17 protein-coding genes are annotated in these 19522 nt (G+C 70.3%); 4 read left to right on the top strand and 13 right to left on the bottom strand.

The genetic code is table 11. The annotated features are described in order from the left end of the window. Positions 1–19: 19 nt before the first annotated feature. On the top strand, positions 20–1120 hold the full coding sequence (locus tag AB0I12_RS13720; protein WP_359928945.1) for a trypsin-like peptidase domain-containing protein: 1101 nt from the start codon (positions 20–22) through the stop codon (positions 1118–1120). Between the two features lie 15 nt (positions 1121–1135). Here the strand turns inward: AB0I12_RS13720 and glsA are convergent, their stop codons facing one another. The 8 genes from glsA to AB0I12_RS13760 all read right to left on the bottom strand — a co-directional run bounded on the left by glsA (position 1136) and on the right by AB0I12_RS13760 (position 10344). Then, on the bottom strand, positions 1136–2116 hold the full coding sequence (gene glsA, locus AB0I12_RS13725; RefSeq protein ID WP_359928947.1) for a glutaminase A: 981 nt from the start codon (positions 2114–2116) through the stop codon (positions 1136–1138). 1 nt (position 2117) lies between these two features. Further along, positions 2118–3914: an SLC13 family permease gene (locus AB0I12_RS13730; protein ID WP_359928949.1), complete on the bottom strand. Its 1797-nt coding sequence runs from the start codon at positions 3912–3914 to the stop codon at positions 2118–2120. Positions 3915–3923: 9 nt separating this feature from the next. Then, complete coding sequence (locus tag AB0I12_RS13735; protein WP_359928951.1) at positions 3924–5591, bottom strand: AbgT family transporter; 1668 nt, start codon at positions 5589–5591, stop codon at positions 3924–3926. A 3-nt stretch (positions 5592–5594) separates the two neighbouring features. Beyond that, positions 5595–7103 (bottom strand): leucyl aminopeptidase, encoded by a 1509-nt coding sequence (locus AB0I12_RS13740; protein ID WP_359928953.1) that lies wholly within the window; start codon positions 7101–7103, stop codon positions 5595–5597. A 25-nt stretch (positions 7104–7128) separates the two neighbouring features. Then, positions 7129–7611: a DUF1269 domain-containing protein gene (locus AB0I12_RS13745; protein WP_359928955.1), complete on the bottom strand. Its 483-nt coding sequence runs from the start codon at positions 7609–7611 to the stop codon at positions 7129–7131. Between the two features lie 107 nt (positions 7612–7718). After that, the gene (locus AB0I12_RS13750; protein ID WP_359928957.1) at positions 7719–8558 is read right to left on the bottom strand and encodes a c-type cytochrome; all 840 of its coding nucleotides are present in this window, start codon (positions 8556–8558) and stop codon (positions 7719–7721) included. Between the two features lie 8 nt (positions 8559–8566). Beyond that, positions 8567–9055 carry a hypothetical protein gene (locus tag AB0I12_RS13755; RefSeq protein ID WP_359928959.1) on the bottom strand — a complete coding sequence of 163 codons (489 nt, stop codon included), beginning with the start codon at positions 9053–9055 and terminating at the stop codon, positions 8567–8569. Between the two features lie 11 nt (positions 9056–9066). After that, positions 9067–10344 carry an amidohydrolase family protein gene (locus AB0I12_RS13760; RefSeq protein WP_359928960.1) on the bottom strand — a complete coding sequence of 426 codons (1278 nt, stop codon included), beginning with the start codon at positions 10342–10344 and terminating at the stop codon, positions 9067–9069. Positions 10345–10427: 83 nt separating this feature from the next. Between AB0I12_RS13760 and AB0I12_RS13765 the strand changes: the two genes are divergently transcribed. After that, on the top strand, positions 10428–10946 hold the full coding sequence (locus AB0I12_RS13765) for a DinB family protein (protein WP_359928962.1): 519 nt from the start codon (positions 10428–10430) through the stop codon (positions 10944–10946). A gap of 146 nt (positions 10947–11092) precedes the next feature. On the opposite strand, the gene AB0I12_RS13770 is transcribed toward AB0I12_RS13765, so the two are convergent. Genes AB0I12_RS13770 through AB0I12_RS13785 form a run of 4 tightly spaced genes read right to left on the bottom strand, consistent with a single transcriptional unit; the run spans position 11093 to position 13312 of the window. Continuing rightward, positions 11093–11494, bottom strand: coding sequence for an arsenate reductase ArsC (locus tag AB0I12_RS13770; protein ID WP_359928964.1), 402 nt, complete (start codon positions 11492–11494; stop codon positions 11093–11095). Beyond that, on the bottom strand, positions 11491–12225 hold the full coding sequence (locus tag AB0I12_RS13775; protein ID WP_359928966.1) for an MIP/aquaporin family protein: 735 nt from the start codon (positions 12223–12225) through the stop codon (positions 11491–11493). Before AB0I12_RS13775 ends, AB0I12_RS13770 begins: the two co-directional genes overlap by 4 nt. Continuing rightward, positions 12222–12896, bottom strand: coding sequence for a helix-turn-helix domain-containing protein (locus AB0I12_RS13780; protein WP_359928967.1), 675 nt, complete (start codon positions 12894–12896; stop codon positions 12222–12224). The genes AB0I12_RS13775 and AB0I12_RS13780 overlap by 4 nt, the downstream gene beginning before the upstream one ends. 50 nt (positions 12897–12946) lie before the next feature. After that, a complete protein-coding gene (locus AB0I12_RS13785) occupies positions 12947–13312 on the bottom strand; it encodes a metalloregulator ArsR/SmtB family transcription factor (RefSeq protein WP_359928969.1) in 366 nt (121 codons plus the stop codon). 134 nt (positions 13313–13446) lie between these two features. Here AB0I12_RS13785 and AB0I12_RS13790 point away from each other — a divergent pair, with 134 nt between their 5' ends. Then, positions 13447–14841, top strand: coding sequence for an FAD-dependent oxidoreductase (locus AB0I12_RS13790; RefSeq protein ID WP_359928971.1), 1395 nt, complete (start codon positions 13447–13449; stop codon positions 14839–14841). 420 nt (positions 14842–15261) lie between these two features. On the opposite strand, the gene AB0I12_RS13795 is transcribed toward AB0I12_RS13790, so the two are convergent. Next, a complete protein-coding gene (locus AB0I12_RS13795) occupies positions 15262–15993 on the bottom strand; it encodes an alpha/beta hydrolase family protein (protein WP_359928972.1) in 732 nt (243 codons plus the stop codon). Between the two features lie 213 nt (positions 15994–16206). Here AB0I12_RS13795 and AB0I12_RS13800 point away from each other — a divergent pair, with 213 nt between their 5' ends. Then, entirely contained in the window at positions 16207–19497 is a 3291-nt protein-coding gene (locus AB0I12_RS13800; RefSeq protein WP_359928974.1) for a hypothetical protein, read from the top strand. The last annotated feature ends 25 nt before the right edge of the window (positions 19498–19522 follow it).

Genomic DNA, 19522 nt, shown 5'->3' on the forward strand with positions numbered 1-19522 from the left:
CTCTTCCGAGGAGGTCGAGATGGCCCAGCCAGACAGCGGATCGCCGGCCCCTGGGTCCCACGCCTGGTGGAGCCGTCTCGCCCACCGGCCGCTGCTCACGCTCATCGCCGGTGCCGTCGCCGGCGCGCTCGTCACCGCGGTGATCTTCGTCGCCGTACGGCGGGACAGCGGCGCCGCGACGGCGAGCGGCAGCGACACCGGTACGGCGATGTGCCGGGCCGTTCCGGTCGCCGACCAGGTCCTGCCGTCGATCGTCACGATCTCCGCCCGGCGCGGCGCCGCGGCCGGTACCGGTTCGGGGCAGATCTTCAAAGAGGGCGGCTACATCCTCACCAACGACCACGTCATCTCGGTCGCCGCGGGCGGCGGCTCCGTCGCGGTCCGGTACAGCGACGGCCACAGCTCGGACGCCACGATCGTCGGACGCGACCCGAGCACCGACCTGGCCGTGCTCAAGGCGGCCGACGAGGCCAAGAAATATCCCGTGATCGCCACCGGATCCTCACAGGCGCTCGAGGTCGGTCAGCCCGTCGTCGCGCTCGGCGCTCCGCTCGGCCTGGCCAGTACGGTCACCTCCGGGATCGTCAGCGCGCTCGACCGCTACGTCCCGGTACCCGGCGACAACGTGACCCATCACCTGATCGGCGCGATCCAGACCGATGCCGCGATCAACCCCGGCAACAGCGGCGGCGCGCTGGTGGACTGCTCGGGACGTCTCGTCGGCGTCAATGCCGCCATCGCGACGGTCCCGAACGCGGCCGGCGTCAGCGGCGGCGGGAGTGTCGGGCTCGGTTTCGCCATTCCCGTCGACCTGGCGAAACCGATCGCCGACCAGCTCATCGCCACCGGCCGGCCGGGCCATCCGACCACCGGGCTCCAGGTCCAGGAGCTGCCGTCCGGCGCCGGGTTGTTCGTCCTGTCCGTCGACCCGGGCGGTCCGGCCGTGGCGGCCGGGCTCCGGCCGGGCGACATCATCACGCAGATCGACGGCGAGCCGGCCGTGAGCAGCGAGCAGATCGTGGTGGCGACGCTGACCCGGAAGGCCGGAGACACCCTGAAGCTGTCGTACGTACGCGGCGAGACCCCGGCGACCACGACGCTCACGCTGGCCGACCAGTAAGCGCTCAGTGGGCGCTCACACGGGCGCGACGGGCTGGGAGGCGAGCAGATCGAGACCGAGGCTGCTCGCCAGGAACCGCGCCGCGAGCCCGCCCGTGACGCTGTTGCCGGCGGCATCGAGCCGCGGGCCATAAGTGCCCAGCGCACCCTTGCCGGGCGAGACGGTGACGATGCCGCCGCCGATCCCGCTCTTGCCCGGCACCCCGACATCGAGCAGCCAGTCGCCCGACGTCTCGTACAGGCCGGCGATCGTCATGACGGCCAAGGTCACGCGCGCGACGTCCGCACCGACGACTCGCTGCTGCGTGGCGGGGCACACGCCGCCGTCCGCGAGCGTCGCGCCCATCATCGCGAGGTCCGCTGCCGTGACGCTCAGACAGCTCTGTCTCGTGTAGAGGTCGACAGCTTCGGCCGGATCACCGGCGAGGCCGCCGACACTCGTCAGCAGCGCGGCGAGCGCCCGGTTGCGATGGTTGGTCGCCAAGGCGGACGAGAGTATGCCGGAATCGAGCTCGAGCTCCCGGCCGGCGAAAGCGGACAAGCCGTCGGCGAGGAACTGCCAACGCCCGTCCGGCGAGTCGCCCGGCGTGAGACTGGTCGTCGCGATCGCGCCCGGGTTGACCATCGGGTTGGTTCGCCCGCCCTCCGACTGGTCGACGGCCTGGACCGAGTTGAACGGCAGCCCGGTGGCGTTGACCCCGACCAGTTGCCGCACCGCTTCGACGCCGAGCGCCTGAGCCACCAGCGCGAACACGAAAGGCTTCGCGACACTCATGATGGTGAACGGCCGCCGCGCGTCGCCTGCCTCGAAGCACCGGCCGTCGGTCGCCGCGATGCAGACGCCGAACGCGTCCGGGTCGACCTGGGCCAGCGCCGGGTAGACCTCCGACACGGCTCCGTCGGCGACGTCACGGAACCGCTCGTACGCCGTACGCACCAGACGGTCGACCGTGGCGGTGCCGGGCAGGCCGCCGGTGGAGACGTACCGGTCGAGCATGTCAGAACCGCCACACCAGCGGGACGATCAGCAGCGCCATGAGCAGCCACCACGCCATGACGATGATGCCCAGCCGCCAGTAGTCGCCGAAGCGGTAGCCCGCCGGGCTCATGATCATCATGTTCCCGGGAGTGGAGATCGGGGTCAGGAGCGAGGCGGCACCTGCGACGGCGACGACCATCAGCACCGGCTTGACGGAGGTGGCGGTGCCTTGTGCCGCCGCGACCGCGATCGGTGTCACGATCAGCACGGTGGCGGTGTTGCTCACCATCTGGCCGAGCGTCGCGGTCAGCGCGAACAGCGCCAGGAGCAACAGGTACGGGCGGCCCGCGCCGACCGCGTCGATGACGAGATCGGCGATCCGGTCCGCCGCGCCGCTGGACTGGATGGCGCCGGACAGCGGGATCAGGGCGCCGATCATCACGATGATCTGCCACGAGATCGCCCGGTACGCCTGGCGCGGGACGACCACCTTCGTCAGGATCATCGCGAGGGCGGCCAGCAGTCCCGCCATCGCCGGCGGGACCAGACCGGTCGCCAGCAGCACGATCATCGCGGCCAGGATCGCGACCGCGACCGACGCCTTGGATCCCCACGGGATCGCCTGCCGGCGGACGAGTTCGGGCGAGTCCACCAGCAGCACGTCGCGATCGCGCATCAGCTCGTCCAGGGCGGCCCACGGCCCGTGCACCAGGATCGCGTCGCCTTCGGCGAGCTCCGTCTGCCGGTTGCCGCGGTCCTTGCCCATCCGCTGGACCGCGATGATCGCCAGGTCGCGGCTGCGGAGCATCCCGGGGAACACCGTTTCGCCGACCAGCGACGACCGCGGCGGGATGACGGCCTCGACGACACCTGCTTCCCGGTTCATCAGCTCCGCCGCGGGGGCCGTCGTCGTACTGACGGCCAGCGACGCGGCCGCGGTCAGGCTGTGCACCTGGTCGTTCGGCCCGGTCACGACGAGCATGTCGTCGACGTCGATGGCGGAGTCCGTCCGGGCGCGGCCGCGGCCGTCCTGAAGGCCCACGATGGTGACTGCCGGGTACGCCGCGAGGTCGACCTCCTCGACGCCGAGGCCGAGCAGCGGCGAGAGTTCGCGCACCCGCAACCGGTAGAACCTGTCGGTCAGCGCGTAATGGCTGTCGAGCGTCTCCGCATGGACGGCCAGGTCGGCCGCCGGATGCGCCGGGCGGGTGGCCGGGAGCAGGCGGGGCCCGAGGAGCACCGAGATCGCGATGGTCCCGACGACGAGCGGAACACCCACGATCGCGAACGAGAAGAACCCGAAGGGCCCGGCGCCGGCGTCCCCGGCCGCTTCGGAGACGATGATGTTCACCGGCGTACCGGTCAGCATCAGCAGGGATCCCGCGCTGCCCGCGAAGCTCAGCGGCATCAGCAGCCGGGACGGCAGTTCACCGATGCGTGTCGCGAGGACCACGACGAGCGGAAGCAGTGCGGCGACCGCCCCGTTCAGGGTGATGAATGCTGTCAGCACCGCGGACAGGAGCGTGACGGCGACGAGCACCCGGGCCCGCGTCGTTCCGGCGTGCTGCACGATGACCTGACCGGCCCAGGCGGTCACGCCGGTCGAGTCGATGCCCTCGCTGACCACGAACAGCGTGGCGATGAAGATCACCACCGGGTCCCCGAAACCCGCGAGGATCTCGGGGAACCCGACCACGCCGGTCGCCCACAACGCCAGCGCCGTCAGTACGGCGACCACCTCGACCGGCAGCCGGTGCCATACGAACAGCGCAACGGTGAGGCCGAGGATGACCAGGCTCAGCGTCCCGTCGTCCATCGCCGCCGCCTAGCCGAGGTGCACCGGGGCGTCCGGGCCCCACGGAATCCCGAGGACGTACCAGAGGACGTAGAACAGGGTCCAGGCGACCAGCACGATCCCGGTGTAGGGCAGCATCATCGACACCACCGTGCCCATACCGGCCTTCTTCCGGTACCGCTGGCAGACCAGCACGATGAACGGCAGGTACACCATCAGCGGCGTGATGACGTTGGCCGGCCCGTCACCGACGCGGTAGGCCGCGACCACGGTCTGCGGCGCGATGCCGAGCCGGAAGAACAGCGGCACGAAGATCGGCGCCAGGATCGCCCACTTCGGGATCACACCCGGCATGATCAGGTCGATCAGGAACACGAGCAGGATGAAGCCGATCAGCAGCGGCAGCGCGCCGATGTCGGCCCGCTCGAGCAGGTCGGCCAGCCCGGTCGCGGCCAGTGTGGACATGTTGGTGTAGTTGAAGTAGGCAATGAACTGGGCGATCAGCAGCATCAGGAAGATCAGCCCGCCGAGCCCGTTGAAGGTCTTGACGATCGCGTTGATGACGTTCGTACTGCCGGTCAGGGACTTCGCTCCGCGGCCGTAGCCGAGCCCGGCGGCCAGGAACAGCATCGAGATGATGAACAGCAGGCTGCCCATGAACGGCGAGGACCCGAAGATCTCTCCGGTCTCCGGGTTGCGCAGCGGGGCCCCCGGGATGAAGGTCAGCGCCGACACGATCGCGATCGCGACCAGCAGGTAGTACACCGACCACCGCAGCCCGCGCGACTCCAGCCGCATCTCCTCCTCCGTCGGCTGGTGGTCGACCGGTGCGTCGGACGGCGCCTCGGCGGGGTCGTACTTGCCGAGCCGCGGCTCCAGCAGCCGCTCGGTGATCACCGTCATCACCACGGCGCAGAACAGCGTCGCGGCGATGCTGAAGTAGAGGTTGTGGGTGACGTTCAGGTCCACGTCCGGCGCGACCAGCCCGATCGTCTCGTTGGTGACCTCGGTGATGATGCCGTCGGCGGGCGTGATCAGGATGTTGACGAAGAAGGCGGCGCTGACACCGGCGTACGCCGCCGCGATGCCGGCCAGCGGGTGCCGCCCGAGGGACGCGAACGCGGCCGCGCCCAACGGGATCAGCACCAGGTAGCCGGCGTCGGACGCCACGCTGGAGATGCCGCCGAGCAGCACGATGATGAAGGTGATCAACGCCTTCGGTGCGACCTTCACCATCTTCCGGATCAGCGCGGCGATCAGGCCCGCCTCCTCGGCGACGCCGACGCCGATCATCGCGACCAGGATGACCGCGACCACACCGAAGTCGTTGAAGTTCTGCACCGCGGTCGTGAAGATGAACCGGATCCCGTCACCGGTCAGCAGACTCTCGGCGGTGATGGTCTCGTGCCGCACCTCGAATTCCGGCACGGGCGGCGCCGGCGGGGCGTCGTTGCCCGGCACACTCGTGCCCCCGGGGTACTCCGGCGCGACCTGGGCCGTCCCCGGTTCGGCGATCTCGGTGGTGACGCTGGTGCCGGCCCAGGACAGGATCTGGGACAACACGATGACGATCACGATCAGCGCCAGGAAGATCAGCGCCGGGTGCGGGACCTTGTTGCCGACCCGCTCGATCCCGTCCAGCAGCCGTTGCATCGCGCCCGGTTTGGCGTGCTTGTCCTCGACCCCTCTCGCGTTCACGGCTCAGTCCCCGGAAGGCCGCGTGAACCCGAGGGCGAACTCGATCAGCAGCTTGGTGCCGAAGCCGGTCGCGCCCTTGTTCCGCCAGGTCCGCGGCGCCGGGAGTTGCGCCGTACCCGCGATGTCGACGTGCGCCCACGGCCGGCCGGCGACGAACTCCTCGAGGAACAGCGCCGCGGTGATGGACCCGGCGTTGACGCCGCCCATGTTCGTCAGGTCGGCGATCGACGAGTCGAGCTGCGTGCGGTACGGGCGGTGCAGCGGCAGCTCCCAGACCTGTTCGTCGACGCTGTCCCCGGCGCGCCGCAGCTGCTCGACGACGTCCTGGTGGTTGCCCATCACGCCGGCGATCTCGACGCCGAAGGTGCGCAGGCAGGCGCCCGTCAGCGTGGCGATGTCGACGATCGCGTCCACCGGCTCCTCGGTCGCCAGGGCGAGGGCGTCGGCCATCACCAGGCGTCCTTCGGCGTCGGTGTTCAGCACCTCGACCGTGGTGCCGTTGCGCATCCTCAGCACGTCGCCGAGCTTCATCGCCGATCCGGACGGCATGTTGTCGGTGCACATCAGGTAGCCGGTCACGGCTGTCGTGCACCCCAGCGCACGCAGCGCGGTCATCGACGCCAGGACGGCGGCGGCGCCGGTCATGTCGTTCTTCATCTGCGCGTGCGACTCGTCGCTCGGCTTCAGGCTGATGCCGCCGGAGTCGTACATGACGCCCTTGCCGACCAGCGTGATCCGGCCGGTGGGTTCGGCCGGCTGGTACCGGAGCCGGACCATCCGCGGCGGGTCCACGCTGCCGCGGTTGACGCCGAGGATCCCGCCGCACCCCATCTCGATCAGCTGGTCCTTGTCGAAGACCTCCACCTCCAGGCCCGCCGCCGGACCGACCTCGAGCGCGACCTCGGCCATCCGGACCGCGGACAGCGTGCTGGCCGGGCAGTTCGCCAGGTCACGGCCGAGGCTGCACGCCGCGGCGACCACCCGGCCGCGCTCGACACCCGCCGCGGCCTCGTCGGCCTCGTCGTCGCCGGCGATGACCAGCAGCGAGTCGAGTGTCGGCTCCTCGGCGTCGCGGCCCACGAAGTACCGCCAGCGGGCGAGCAGCACGCCCTCCGTCACGGCCTGCGCGTACGCCGCGACCGGCAGCGCGGAGTCCCGGGAGGGGACCTCGATCGCGAGCCGCTTGTGCCACGGGACGGCCCGGGCGAACTCGGCGGCCAGGTCCCGGACCAGCGTGCTGTCGAGCCGGTCCGGCGAACCGATGCCGACGGCGACGCGGACCGGTCCGTCCACCGTAGGCCGCACCAACGTCTGACCACGCTGCGCGGTGAAGCCGGCCGCCGCGAGACCCGCGGCGTCGACGCCCAGCTCCTCGGCGGGCGGCCTGCCGACCGCCACCGGAACGGCGAGCGCGTCCGCCTCGGCCACGGCCTGTTTCAGGGTGCCGACGCCGACCGCCGGCCGGCGACGGGTGGAAGGAATCGGGTCGAAGTCGTCTGGGGTGGTCGTCACGACGTCTCCTCCGGACGGGGCTTGATCAGCTCTGCAGGGCCTGGACGAGCTCTTCCTCGCGCTCCTTGGTCAGGTTCGTCTGGATGACCGTCGGGCCGAACGGTTTGAGCGCGTCGATCACGCGATCCACGGTCGCCGACCTGGCGAGCAGGAACACCGCGGCGTGGTCGTCCTGCAGCTCACGGCCGACGTCCTTGATCAGCTGGTCGTTGATGCCGATGTCGGTGAGCTTGCCGGCGATCGCGCCACTGGCCGCGCCGACGGCGAACCCGGCCAGCGGGTTCAGGAAGATCAGCCCGAGCAACGTGCCCCAGAGCGCGCCGCCGGCCGCGCCGGCGCCGGTCAGGTTCATCGTCTGCTGGATCCGCACCTTGCCCTTGCTGTCCTTGTAGGCGATCGCGGCGTCCTCGCGCTGCAACAGTTGCTGCTTGGCGAGATCGTCGGTCACCTCGAGCACCCGCTCGGCGTCGTCGCGACTGTTCAGGCCGAGCACCACAAGATGGGTCATGCCGGTTCCTCTCCTGGGGCTGATGGCTCGACCCGGGGCGCCGAGCGCCTCATTCCATCAACTGTCGGTAGTGGGACGGCTCCACCGATTGAGGTGACTTCGCAACCTCACCCTTTACGGGGGATCCGGGGCACCTTGGCGCCGATCCAGACGGCGGCGACGACGAGCAGGCCGATGCCGACCAGCCATCCCCACAAACCCTCCGACACCGGGCCGACCCGTCCCAGCGGGAAGCCTCCGGGGTTGTCCTGCTGCTGCAGCTGCGTCACGTAGGCGATGATCGCGCGCTTGTCCTCGGGGAGCAGGACCGCGTCGGAGAAGACCGGCATCTGCTGCGGACCGGTCAGCATCGCCTGGTACATGTTGCGCGGCGACGTGTGCATCAGCGACGGCGCGTAGCGCCCGTTCGGCAACGCGCCGCCCCGCCCGGCGAAATTGTGACAGGCCGTGCAGTTGGTCCGGAACAGCTCGCCGCCGCGGACGATGTCCGACTGCGTCGCCTTGCTCACGTCGTACGCCTCCGGCGGCGGGATCGCCGGGCCGGGGGCGAGCGAGGCGACGTACGCCGCCAGTGCCGCGGTCTCCTCCTCGGTGTAGACCGGTGGCTTCTGCGGGATCTGGGCGCCGGGCTGGGCCGCCGGCATCCGCCCGGTGCTGACCTGGAAGTCGACCGCGGCCGCACCGACCCCGATCAGCGACGGGCCGGCCTGCCGTCCCTCGCCGTTCGTCCCGCCTTCGGCGTGCAGTCCGTGACAGCTGGCGCAGCCGACCGCGAAGAGCCGGCGCCCTTCCTCGATCTGCTGGGACTGCGGCCCATCGGCTCCGGCCGCGCCGTTCGGCACCACGGCGGAGTACGTCAGGCCGACCAGCACCAGCGCGGCCACCAGCGCGACGGCCTTCATCGCCCCGTGCCTGCGCAGCGGTCGCCGGTCAGTCGCCTCGCCCATCCGCCTGCTCACTTCTTGTCGCGCTTGGCCTGGCGGCGTGCGCCGGCGGCCCGGGTTGACGCGTCCTTCTTCAACCCACCGGTGGTCTTGGTCGCCCGCGGCGGTCCGTCAGCGGCGCGCGCCGGCCGGGACGTCGTACTCCTTGCCGCCGGAGCGGGGCCGGCGGCAGTCGTCTTCGACGCCGCGATCCGCTCGCTGCGCAGTTCGTTCGCAGCCCGCCGGGCGGCCGTCGCCACCTCCCTGCTGACCCGCGCCAGCGCGTCCTCGAAGAGCTCGGCCTTGCCGCGGTCCCGCTGGTTCGTGGGATAGGCCATGCCGCGCCCCCCGGCCGTGGCGACGGACAGGCTGGCGCCGCGGCGGTAGTTCTTCACGTACTTCGTGCGCGCCCGCCGGATCCGCTGGTGCAGCTCCAGCAGCTCGTCCTCGTCCAGCGCGCTCAACGCGTCCCGATCCGTCTCGGCGATCAGCAGCCGCTCGGCATCGGTCAAGGAATTCATCAGCGCTTGGTTCACAGGAAGCCTCCTGCGTCGGAGACGACGTCTCCTTGTTTCATGATCAGTGCGAAGGCGGTCTCGGGTGCGGCCAGGAGCTGGATGTCGTCCAGCGGGTTGCCGTTCACGAGGATCAGGTCGGCCAGTGCGCCCTCTTCGACGACACCGAGGACGCCTGGGTACGGATTGCGCGCACCGGACAGCGCCAGGAGCTCGGCGTTCGTGACCGTCGCCATCGCCAGCACCTCGGCCGGTGAGAACCAGCGGGTCAGCTTCGCGAGCTGTTTGCCCTGCTTCGCCGCCAGGGCGGGTTCGAACAAGGTGTCGGTCCCCCAGGCCACGCGGACGTCGTGTTTCCTGGCCAGTTCGTACGCCGTCTCGGTGCCGACCACCATCTGCTCGAACTTGGCCTGGCTGTGCGGCGGCACCGCAATCGCGTCCTCGTCGTCCAGGAACGGCTGGAGCGACCACCAGACGTCGTTCTCGGCCATCAGCTCGACGGTGTCGTCGTCGAGCAGTTGACCGTGCTCGATGCATCTCACCCCCGCCCGGATCGCCTGCTGGACGGCCCGGGGCGTGTAGGCGTGCACCATCACGTAGGTGCCCCAGTTCTCCGCGGCGTCGACGGCCGCGTGCAGCTCGGCCTCGGTGTACTGCGTGACGTCCAGCGGGTCGTACGCCGATGCGACTCCGCCGCCGGCCATCAGCTTCAGCTGCGAGGCGCCGAGCATCAGCTGCTCCCGGGCCGCCTCGAAGACCGCGTCCACGCCGTCGGCGATCCGGACGGCGCCAACCAGTTCCGCGTGACTCAGCTGACCGGCCCGGCCACGCGGGATCTCGTGCCGGGAGCGGAAGTCGCCGTGGCCGCCGGTCTGCGAGATCATCGCGCCCGACGGGAAGATCCGCGGACCGGGGACGAGGCCCGAGTCGATCGCCTGCTTCAGGCCGAACGACGGGCCGCCCGCGTCGCGGACCGTGGTGAAACCCCGCAGCACCGTGTCGCGAGCCGTCGTGGCCGCGAGGATGTGCAGGAATCCGACGTCACCGGTCATCGCCAGGGTCAGCGGCGCGGCGGCGAACAGCGAGTGCCAGTGCGCGTCGATCAATCCCGGAATCAGGGTGCGCCCCTCCCCCGCGATCACGCGCGCGCCGGAGGGCACCTCGCCCCCGGCGTCGACGCTCTCGATGATCCCGTCGCGCACGACGACCTGCGCCGGGTCACCGACGCGGCCGTTGCGCACGTCCACGACGCGCACCTCGCGAAAGACGATCGGCAAGTCCCGGTCCGAAGCCACGACGGCACCCTTCTTCTGCTCATCTCGAACAGTAGGACCAGTTCGCGCCCGGCCAATCACCCGATATGGAGGATGATGAATCCGTGGACAGGCTGTCCGTGCACGACGAACTCGAGCGTGCCCGTGCGGACTTCCGGCGCCTGGTCGAGTCGTCGGACGACGCAGCCCTGCGGAAACCGTCCAACGGCACGCGCTGGACCAACCGCGAACTGCTCTTCCACATGCTGCTGGGCTACCTGATCACCCGCGCACTGCTCGGGCTCGTCCGCGTTTTCGGCCGGCTACCGCGCGGGGCCAGTCGCGGCTACGCCCGGCTGCTGAACGCCGTGACCCGCCCCTTCGACGAGATCAACTACCTCGGCTCGTACGCCGGTGGGCGCACCCTGAGACCCGCTCGCATGGTCGCCCTCTTCGACCGCGTCGTCGACAAGCTCCACCGCCGCCTCGACGCCGAGACCGACGCGGACCTGGAGCGGGGCATGCACTACCCGACCCGCTGGGACCCGTTCTTCGAGGACTACATGACGCTGGCCGACGTCTACCACTTCCCCACCCAGCACTACGACTTCCACCGCCGCCAGCTGACGCTCGGACAGGGTTAGCCGCAACGCCGTTCGGCGGGAAGCCCCGAACCGGGACCCGAGACAAGCAACGGTGGCTGGAGACAGGTAATACCAGGTCCCCACCCACCACGGCTTGTCTCGCCACCAACAGCTTGACAACACCCCCGCCGCCCCCGGCGTTGCGGTTAGCCGAGCTGCAGTTCGGTGAGGAGTTTCTCGATGCGGGCGCGGATCTCGTCGCGGACCTGACGGACGACCTCGATCGGCTGCCCGGCCGGGTCGGTCAGCTCCCAGTCCTCGTACCGCTTGCCGGGGAAGACCGGGCAGGCGTCGCCGCAGCCCATCGTGACGATGACGTCGCTGTCCTTGGCGGTGTCGTACTCCAGCAACTGCGGCACGTTGCCGGTGATGTCGATCCCGACCTCGCGCATCGCCTCGACCGCGACCGGGTTGATCTCGTCCTTCGGCGCCGACCCGGCCGACCGGACATCGACCGCATCCCCCGCCAGCTGCCGCAACCACCCGGCAGCCATCTGGGACCGACCGGCATTGTGCACGCAGACGAACAGAACCACAGGCTTACTCACGAACCGACTCCAGACTCTGTGCGGGGTACGACGACCTCGCCCGCCGCGCCACCCGCGACGGGATAGAGCACGACGAGCAGCAGGGTGCCGACGATCGCGCCGACCACCTGGAAGACCACGAAGGCCGGCACTGATCCGGGCGCGATCCCCGCGAAGGTGTCGCTGAACGCCCGTCCGATGGTGACCGCGGGGTTTGCGAAGGATGTCGACGACGTGAACCAGTACGCCGACCCGATGTACGCGCCGACGGCCGCCGGCGCCGCGGCGGACCGGCCTGACCGGGCCAGCGAGAAGACGAGCATGATCAGTCCGGCGGTCGCCACCGACTCACCGATCCACAGCTGACCTGCCGATCGCTGCGTGACCGACCACGAGACCGCTTCCTCGCCGAACATCAGATTCGCCAGCACGGCGCCCGCGATCGCCCCGAGGACCTGCGCGGGGACGTACGCGGCCAGGTCCCGCACGGCCAACCCGTCGCCACTTCGCCGGCCCAGCCAGCAATCGACGGCGGACACGACCGGGTTGAAGTGCGCGCCGGACACCGGGCCCAGCATCAGGATCAGCACCGCGAGCCCCAACGCGGTCGCGAACGCGTTCTCGAGCAGCTGCAATCCGGTATCACCCGGGGACAGCCTTGCCGCCGCAATGCCCGAGCCCACGACCACTGTCACCAGCAGTCCGGTACCAAGCGCTTCGGCTACCACCCGCCGCGTCAACACCCCCGTCATCGGGTGCTCCGGGTCAGGGCGGGCGCCAATCGGTCGATGCGGCCGGCGAGTTCGGTGTAGGCGGCATCGAACGCGGCGTCGGTGTCGACCGGTGCCGGGTCCGGGATCGACCAGTGCAGCCGCGGACGCTCCTCGGGCCGCAGGTCCTCGTACGCGTTGTCGCACACCGCGATCAGCAGGTCGTCCCGGCTTACGACGTCGCGCAGGCGCGCGGTCCGCCAGCCGGCTGGATCGAGGCCGTGGCGGCGGGCGATCTTCAGCGCCCGCGGGTGCACGCGCTCGGCGGGCGCGGTGCCGGCGGACGCCACCGGGATCTCGCTGCGGCGGGACCAGATGGCTGCGGCCAACTGGGAGCGGGCCGAGTTGTGCGTACAGACGAAGACCACCCGGTTGGCCGCCGTCGGCACCGGGGTGGCGATCGCGGCGATCGCCTCCGGACGCAGCCGCACGTAGGTACGCCGCTTGTCGCCCTCGGACCGTGTCCGGACCACGACGCCTGCGCCTTCCAGGACCTTCAGGTGATGCGCGACGAGGTTCGTCGGCAGGTCCAGCGCCACACTCAGCTCGCCCGGAGCGGCGTCGCCGGCAACCAGCGTGTCCACGATCGCCAGTCGCGCCGGATCCCCGAGGGCCGCGTGCACACGCGCCCTCCGCATTCGCTCAGTACTCATTGAGTCAATGATGGTTGAGCTAGTAGATGAGTGTCAATCCACGCCAGCACCTACCGGGGTGCGGCGACCGGCGCCGGAGCGGACAGCAGTGCGGACAGCCAGCGCAGGCGGTCGGGCATCGGCCAGTAGTAGACCCAGGTGCCGCGGCGCTCGCAGTCGACAAGGCCGGCTTCGCGGAGCACGCGGAGGTGGTGGGAGATCGTCGGGCCGGACACCTCGAACTGCGGCGTGATGTCGCAGACGCACAGTTCACCGCCGGCCGACGCGATGATCGACATCAGCCGCAACCGGATCGGGTCGGCCAGGGCCTTGAACACCGTGGCGCCCTCGGCGGCCGCGGCCGGATCCAGCGCCGCCTCCGAGATCGGCGCGCAGCAGCCGCCACCGGTCACGAGCGAGATCTCCTGTTTCGACATATATCTATCTTGACTCTTGTCGAATCAAGAGGCAAGGTGGGTGACGTTGATTAGATGAACATCAAGTCAAGGCCGCCGACACCCGGCGGGCCGCACCTGATGCGCTGACAACCCCTGCACACCTGGAGAACCCTATGAACACCACTACGCCTGACCTGCCGGTCGTGGTTGTCGGCGCCGGGCCGATCGGCCTCGCCGCGGCTGCGCAGCTGTCCGAGCGCGAGCTCGACTTCATCGTCCTCGAGGCCGGCCCCTCGGTCGCGTCCGCGATCGACGAGTGGCGGCACGTGAAGCTGTTCAGCCCCTGGCGTTACGACATCGACTCCGCGGCCCGGCGCCTACTGGAGCAGGCGGGCGGCTGGACCGAGCCGGACCTCGACACGCTCCCCACCGGTGGCGACCTGATCGACAGCTACCTCGCCCCGCTGTCGAAGACCGCGGCCCTGACCGACAAGATCCGGTACAACTCCCCGGTGGCGGCCATCACGCGCGTCGGCTTCGACCGGATCCGCACCGCCGGCCGCGAGAACGCGCCGTACCTCGTCCGCCTCGCCGACGGCACCGAACTGCTCGCCTCCGCAGTCGTTGACGCCGCCGGGACCTGGCGCCGCCCCAACGTCCTCGGCGGCTCGGGAATCCCGGCGCGCGGCGAGCAGCAGGCGGCCGCGTTCATCTCACCGGCCCTGCCCGACGTCCTCGGCCGCGACCGGGAGCGCTTCGCAGGCCGTCGTACGGCGGTTGTCGGCGCCGGCCACTCGGCCGCCACCACGCTCCTCGACCTGGGCGAGCTCGCCGAGCAGGTCCCGGGCACCGAGATCGTGTGGGTCGTGCGCGGTTCCGACCAGGCGCGGACGTACGGCGGTGGCGACGCCGACGAACTACCCGCGCGCGGCGCGCTCGGCAGCCGGCTCCACGCCCTGGTGCAGTCGGGCCGCGTCGAACTGGTCAGCTCGTTCCGGATCGAGTCGATCTCGACGAACGCCCGGATCGAACTGGCGGCCGGAGACCGTCGCGTCGTCGCGGACACGGTGGTGAACTCGACCGGCTTCCGGCCCGACCACGACATCGTGTCCGAGCTGCGCCTCGACCTGGACCCGATCCTCGGCTCGACCCGCGCCCTCGCGCCGCTCATCGACCCGAACCAGCACTCCTGCGGCACGGTCCCGCCGCACGGCGCCGACGAGCTCACCCACCCCGAGCCCGGCTACTACGCCATCGGCGCGAAGTCGTACGGACGGGCCCCGACCTTCCTGCTCGCCACCGGCTACGAACAGGCCCGCTCGGTCGCCGCCGCGCTGGCCGGCGACTGGGACGCCGCCCGCGACGTCCAGCTCGACCTGCCAGAGACCGGCGTCTGCTCCTCCAACCTCGCGTACGGCGGCTCCGACGACGAGGCCGGCGGCTGCTGCGGCCCGGCGCCCCAAGCCGTCTCCGCGCCGACCAGCCGCGGCCTGGCGACGGGCATCAGCGGCGGTCTGCTCACGATCATCGACGAGAAGCCCGCCAACCAGTCCGGTTGTTGCGGCTGACAATCAGTTCCACGCCTGATCTCGCTAACTCGAACACCTCTGTCCGAACTGCCTGTTAGGCTATCTCGTACACCACTGTTCGAGATAGCTGCGCAGGAGTGCCGAATGACCGAGTCGGAGCAGCCGGCGGCCGGGTGGCGGAGGTTCGTGCCGTGGGACGGTTCCGCCGGCCGCGGATCTGTGGCTGGTCGTCGTCGCCGGCGCGGCCGGGATGGTGAAGTTCGACTGGCTCACCTGGTGGACCGGCCGCCGGTGGGGCCTCGGCATCATCAAGATGTTCACGACGAGCGAGCGCGCCGTACGCTTCGCCGCCCGCGCCAAGGACGTCGAGCCATGGACGCTCCGCGCCACGGTCCTCCTCGCCGTACTGCCCGGCGTCCCCACCGCCGTCGTCTACTCACCCTCCTCGCCACCGCAGCCCTACTCCCCTTCCTCAAACGCCTCCTCAACCGCCGAACCCGCTGACCTCTGCCGGCCCCCGGTCAGGATGGACGTGAGGTCGTCGGGGGCTTCGTTGTAGACAGCGTGGCCTACTGGCAGGTCGTGGACTTCCCAGGCGGGGTCGGTGCGGAGGCGTTCGTACTGGTTCTGGAACGGCGTGGCCTCCCACGCGGAGGCGTGGATCAGGGTTCGTCGGGCCACCCGATCGATGCCGTCGCCGAGCCGGAGTCGTTGGAGGAACGAGGCGACGGGATGTGGCCGCCTCCTCGGGTCCGTGTCGGCGGACGGAGCCACTGTGCGGCCGTCCGTCCCGACCCCCGCGATGATGCGGTCCCGGTAGTGGTCGTTGGCCAGGTCCCACCAGGAGTCCCCGTCGGCCGGCACGAACGCGTCGCAGAAAACGAGCCGCTCGACAGCGCGCTCGGATCGGTCCGCGGCACCGGCGATCACCAGCCCTGCATAGCTGTGGCCGCACAAGGTGATCGGCCCGGGGCCGCAGCTCTCCAAAGCCACGAGCACTCGATCGATGTGGGTGTCCAAGTTCGCCCTGGCGCCGTCGGGTGACGGATCCGGCTCCAGGCCGTCGAGCGTGACGGCGACGGTCCGATGACCGGCTCGTCGAAGCCGGGCCACGATGCCGTCCCAGGCCCACGCCCCATGCCAGGCTCCAGGTACCAAGACAAACGTCCGCTGCTGGTCTTCCGTGATCATGAAGCAAGCCTCCGCTCGCCACCCGGTGGCGGTCCACCGTTACGCGGCCACTTGATGCCTGTTGCACGCCAACCTCGACCGCACCGCCCGACCGATGCGGAAATGTGACGTCACCACGGGCCAATCCAGCGCGGGAGCCGTATCAGTCGGTCGTCTCGTCGCTCTTATCAGTGAGCACGAACGCGTGCCGACAACCCCCGGGGGTGCAGCATCATGGCGATTCTTCTGGATCCGCCGACCGGCGGACTTGCGCCGGAGACGGACGTCACGTTCCACTACGGGCGCCGCGTGTTCTGGCTGATCGTGGGCCTCGCCGTCTTCGGGGTCGCCGTGGCTCTGCTCGGCGATCGGCTCGGGGACTTCCTGCCGGACGCGTTCTGGATCGTGCTGCTGTTCGTCACCATCCTGCTGACCGGGATCGTCCTCCTCGCGGCTGCCCGCATCGAGGGGCGCACCATCCCCGTCTGGGCCGGACGGATCCTCGCGCGCCTCGAGAACCTGCCCTACTGGTTCGCCGTACTGCGCTGGGCCGCGCTGGTTCTCGCCGCGCTGACGGCCGCGCACTTCGGCGCCGCGGCGAGTCTCAAGGATCAATCGACCTCGATGGTCGACATCGAACTGTCCGGCAGCAGCAAGGCGTGGAGGGAGTGTGGGTGCGACGCCGCGTTCACGCGAGCCGTCCAGCAGGACTTCTGGTTCATCATCTCGTACGTTCTCCTGCTCGCCCTGCTGGTCTTCTGGGCCGGCGCGTACTTCCGCCTGCCCGCGCTGCGCCGGGCACGCATCACCGTGCTCATCTCGGTCTTCGTGGCCGGCGCCTTCGACATCGTCGAGAACATCCTGATGCTGTCCGCCGGATCGTCGGACCGGGCGTGGCAGTTCGTCGCGATCTGTGCCTGGGTGAAGTTCGCCATCCTGCTCGTCGCCGTCGTCTACGTCACGGCCGGTGCGTTCGCGTGGTGGTCGACGCCGCGCTGGGTCCGGCTCGCCTCGTGGGCGCTGCCCAGGTACGCGCGCAAGGCGGCCGCCACGGTCGCGAAGGAACCACCTTCGCAGGAGGTCACCCAGCAGGCGGAAGGCAAGCAGACGCAGCGCGGCACCGCCCCGCTGGGTACGGCGCAGTACGGCATCGCGCTGTCCGGCGGCGGGATCCGGGCATCCTCGATCAGCCTCGGCGCACTGCAGGCGCTCGACGACGGCGTACTCGGCTGGTCCGGGGCGCGCGCGGTCACCGCCGTGTCCGGAGGCTCGAACCTGGCTGCGGGCTGGAGCATCTCTCGCTCCAGCTACCAGACCACCGACGGCGGGAATCCTGCCCGGATCGGTCCTGACGCGCTCAACCCGGTGCCGTGGGAGTGGCAGGACAGCGGGTGGCTCACCGCGGAAGAGCGGCATCTCGTCGACAACCTCGGGTACCTCGCATCGAACGAGCCCCGCGGCTCCGACACCGACCCGGCGGCGACGAATGCGACCAGGAAGGCCGAGAGCGCGGCGAGCCAGGCGTCGTACCGGCCGGCCGTGTTCGCGACGATCATCGCCGGACTGACCGTCAACGTGGTGGTGCTGCTGAGCATGCTCTGGGCGATCACCCGGCCGGTGGGCTGGGCGCTGCGCGCATTCACCGGCGAGGACGGCACGCTGCCGAAGGGCTCGATGCACGACCTCGTCACGGAGCATTCGCTCGCGCTGCCCGGAATCGTCTTCCTGGTCGCCGGATTCGCCGTGCTGCTGCTCTGGGTGCTGGCGGGCCGGCTCCTCATCGGCACTGCCCAGAACCAGGCGTGGGCGCGACTGACGCTGCGGACTCTCAAGAGAGGCGCGTACGCCGCGCTCGCCATCGGGGCGTTGCTCGCCCTGACGATCTGGGCCTTCGTCGAACTCGTCGGCGCGGTCGCCTACCTGTCCTTGCCCGCGCTGGTCGCCACCGCGGCTGCCAGCGCCGGCGTCGTGGGCTCGGTCGTCCGCATTCTCCGGAAGCCGGCCGCCCGCTTCGCGCCCAAGCTCGGCGGGTTCGCGTTCATCGTGGTCGCGCTGGGTCTGGCGGCGCTGTCGACCTGGACCGCGGCCAAGAACGGCGTGACCTGGTCGGGGAACGACCTGGTCAGCTGGCAATCCGGCTGGAACTGGGTTCTGGCGGTCGGGCTCGTGGTCCTGGCGGTCCTCGGCCCCAGCCCCGAGACCTGGGCGCTGGCGCCGTTCTACCGCGGCAAGCTGCGCCTGGCCTACGCGACCTACCGGACCGCGGACGCGGACGGCGACGCCACCGTGCATCCGTACGAGAACGACGACGTCGCCGGCGCCGACCAGACGAAGCGTGAGCCCGGCCTGTTCGCCTTCAACAACGGCACGACGGCCGTCCGTACGCCGCTCGTGGTGTGCACGACCAGCACCGTGAGTTCGCGCGCCGTCCGGACCCACTACGGCACTCCGGCGCTCAGCGTGACGTTCGATCCCGAGCGGACCACGTTGCACCTGCCCCAGGACGGCCGCGGCAACACGCTGGAATTCGCCGCGTCCACCCGGGTGCTCGACCGGCTCGGCGCGAAGCTGCACAAGCGGATCACGACGATGATGGCGGTGGCCATCTCCAGCGCCGCCGTCTCACCGGCGATGGGCCGGTTCCAGATCGGGCCGACCAGCATGCTGCTGACGTTCTTCAACATCCGGCTCGGCGTCTGGATCGCCAACCCGCGGTTCATCACCCAACTCGAGGCCGCGAACCTGCAGGACGCACCCGACCTGCGCTATCCGAACACCGGGCTCGGCTACCTGTTCAAGGAGTTCTTCGGGATTCACGACCTGGACGACCCGTACCTCTACCTGACCGACGGCGGCCACTGGGAGAACACCGGCCTGGTCGAACTGCTCCGGATGTCCGAGATCACCGAGATCGTCTGCGTCGACGCCGACTCCGGCCCGGGCGACGCGACCACGTCGCTCGGCAAGGCGATCGCGATCGCCCCCAGCGAGTGCGACATCCGGATCGACATCAGCCTCGACCCGCTCCGCGCGGCGCCGAGCGGCTCCCGCGTCCCGGCGTACTCGCCGCGAACCGTCAACATCGGCTTCTTCACCAAGGGTGCGGGCACCTTCACCTACGACACCCCGGTCGGCGTCCTGTGGTACGCGAAGCCCGGGCTGGCCAAGGAGATGCCGGCGGCCCTGCTCGCCTTCCACGAGCGCTACCCCAGCTACCCCCGGGAGTCGACCCTCAACCAGTTCTTCGACACCGCGAGCTTCGTTGCCTACCGCAACCTCGGCCGCTACAACGCCCGCGAGATCCTGGTCGCCCGGACGAAACTCCGGGAAGCCCTCGACGAACTCCTCACGATGACCGCCACCGATCTCGACGAGTGCCTGAAGATCATGGCCTGCGCCGCGACCACCCACTGGGCCGTCACCGAACTCTCCCGGGCCGCCCGCAGCGCGGTCCCGCCCGGCTCTCCCAACGCACCCCACCTGGTCCTGGCATACTGCCAAGCAGTGCGAACCTCCCTGGTCTGACACGGGAGCCCGGCTACGGATCGAT

The sequence above is a fragment of the Kribbella sp. NPDC050459 genome (genome assembly GCF_040655315.1).
In the GTDB taxonomy this organism is placed as follows: Bacteria; Actinomycetota; Actinomycetes; order Propionibacteriales; family Kribbellaceae; genus Kribbella.

Excerpts from the sequence above, each read along its gene's own strand:
- AB0I12_RS13795 (WP_359928972.1), bottom strand. The coding sequence starts at position 15,993 with ATGATCACGGAAGACCAGCAGCGGACGTTTGTCTTGGTACCTGGAGCC.
- AB0I12_RS13780 (WP_359928967.1), bottom strand. The coding sequence starts at position 12,896 with ATGAGTACTGAGCGAATGCGGAGGGCGCGTGTGCACGCGGCCCTCGGG.
- AB0I12_RS13790 (WP_359928971.1), top strand. The coding sequence starts at position 13,447 with ATGAACACCACTACGCCTGACCTGCCGGTCGTGGTTGTCGGCGCCGGG.
- AB0I12_RS13800 (WP_359928974.1), top strand. The coding sequence starts at position 16,207 with ATGGCGATTCTTCTGGATCCGCCGACCGGCGGACTTGCGCCGGAGACG.
- glsA (WP_359928947.1), bottom strand. The coding sequence starts at position 2,116 with ATGCTCGACCGGTACGTCTCCACCGGCGGCCTGCCCGGCACCGCCACG.
- AB0I12_RS13750 (WP_359928957.1), bottom strand. The coding sequence starts at position 8,558 with ATGGGCGAGGCGACTGACCGGCGACCGCTGCGCAGGCACGGGGCGATG.
- AB0I12_RS13785 (WP_359928969.1), bottom strand. The coding sequence starts at position 13,312 with ATGTCGAAACAGGAGATCTCGCTCGTGACCGGTGGCGGCTGCTGCGCG.
- AB0I12_RS13755 (WP_359928959.1), bottom strand. The coding sequence starts at position 9,055 with ATGAATTCCTTGACCGATGCCGAGCGGCTGCTGATCGCCGAGACGGAT.
- AB0I12_RS13745 (WP_359928955.1), bottom strand. The coding sequence starts at position 7,611 with ATGACCCATCTTGTGGTGCTCGGCCTGAACAGTCGCGACGACGCCGAG.
- AB0I12_RS13720 (WP_359928945.1), top strand. The coding sequence starts at position 20 with ATGGCCCAGCCAGACAGCGGATCGCCGGCCCCTGGGTCCCACGCCTGG.
- AB0I12_RS13775 (WP_359928966.1), bottom strand. The coding sequence starts at position 12,225 with ATGACGGGGGTGTTGACGCGGCGGGTGGTAGCCGAAGCGCTTGGTACC.
- AB0I12_RS13730 (WP_359928949.1), bottom strand. The coding sequence starts at position 3,914 with ATGGACGACGGGACGCTGAGCCTGGTCATCCTCGGCCTCACCGTTGCG.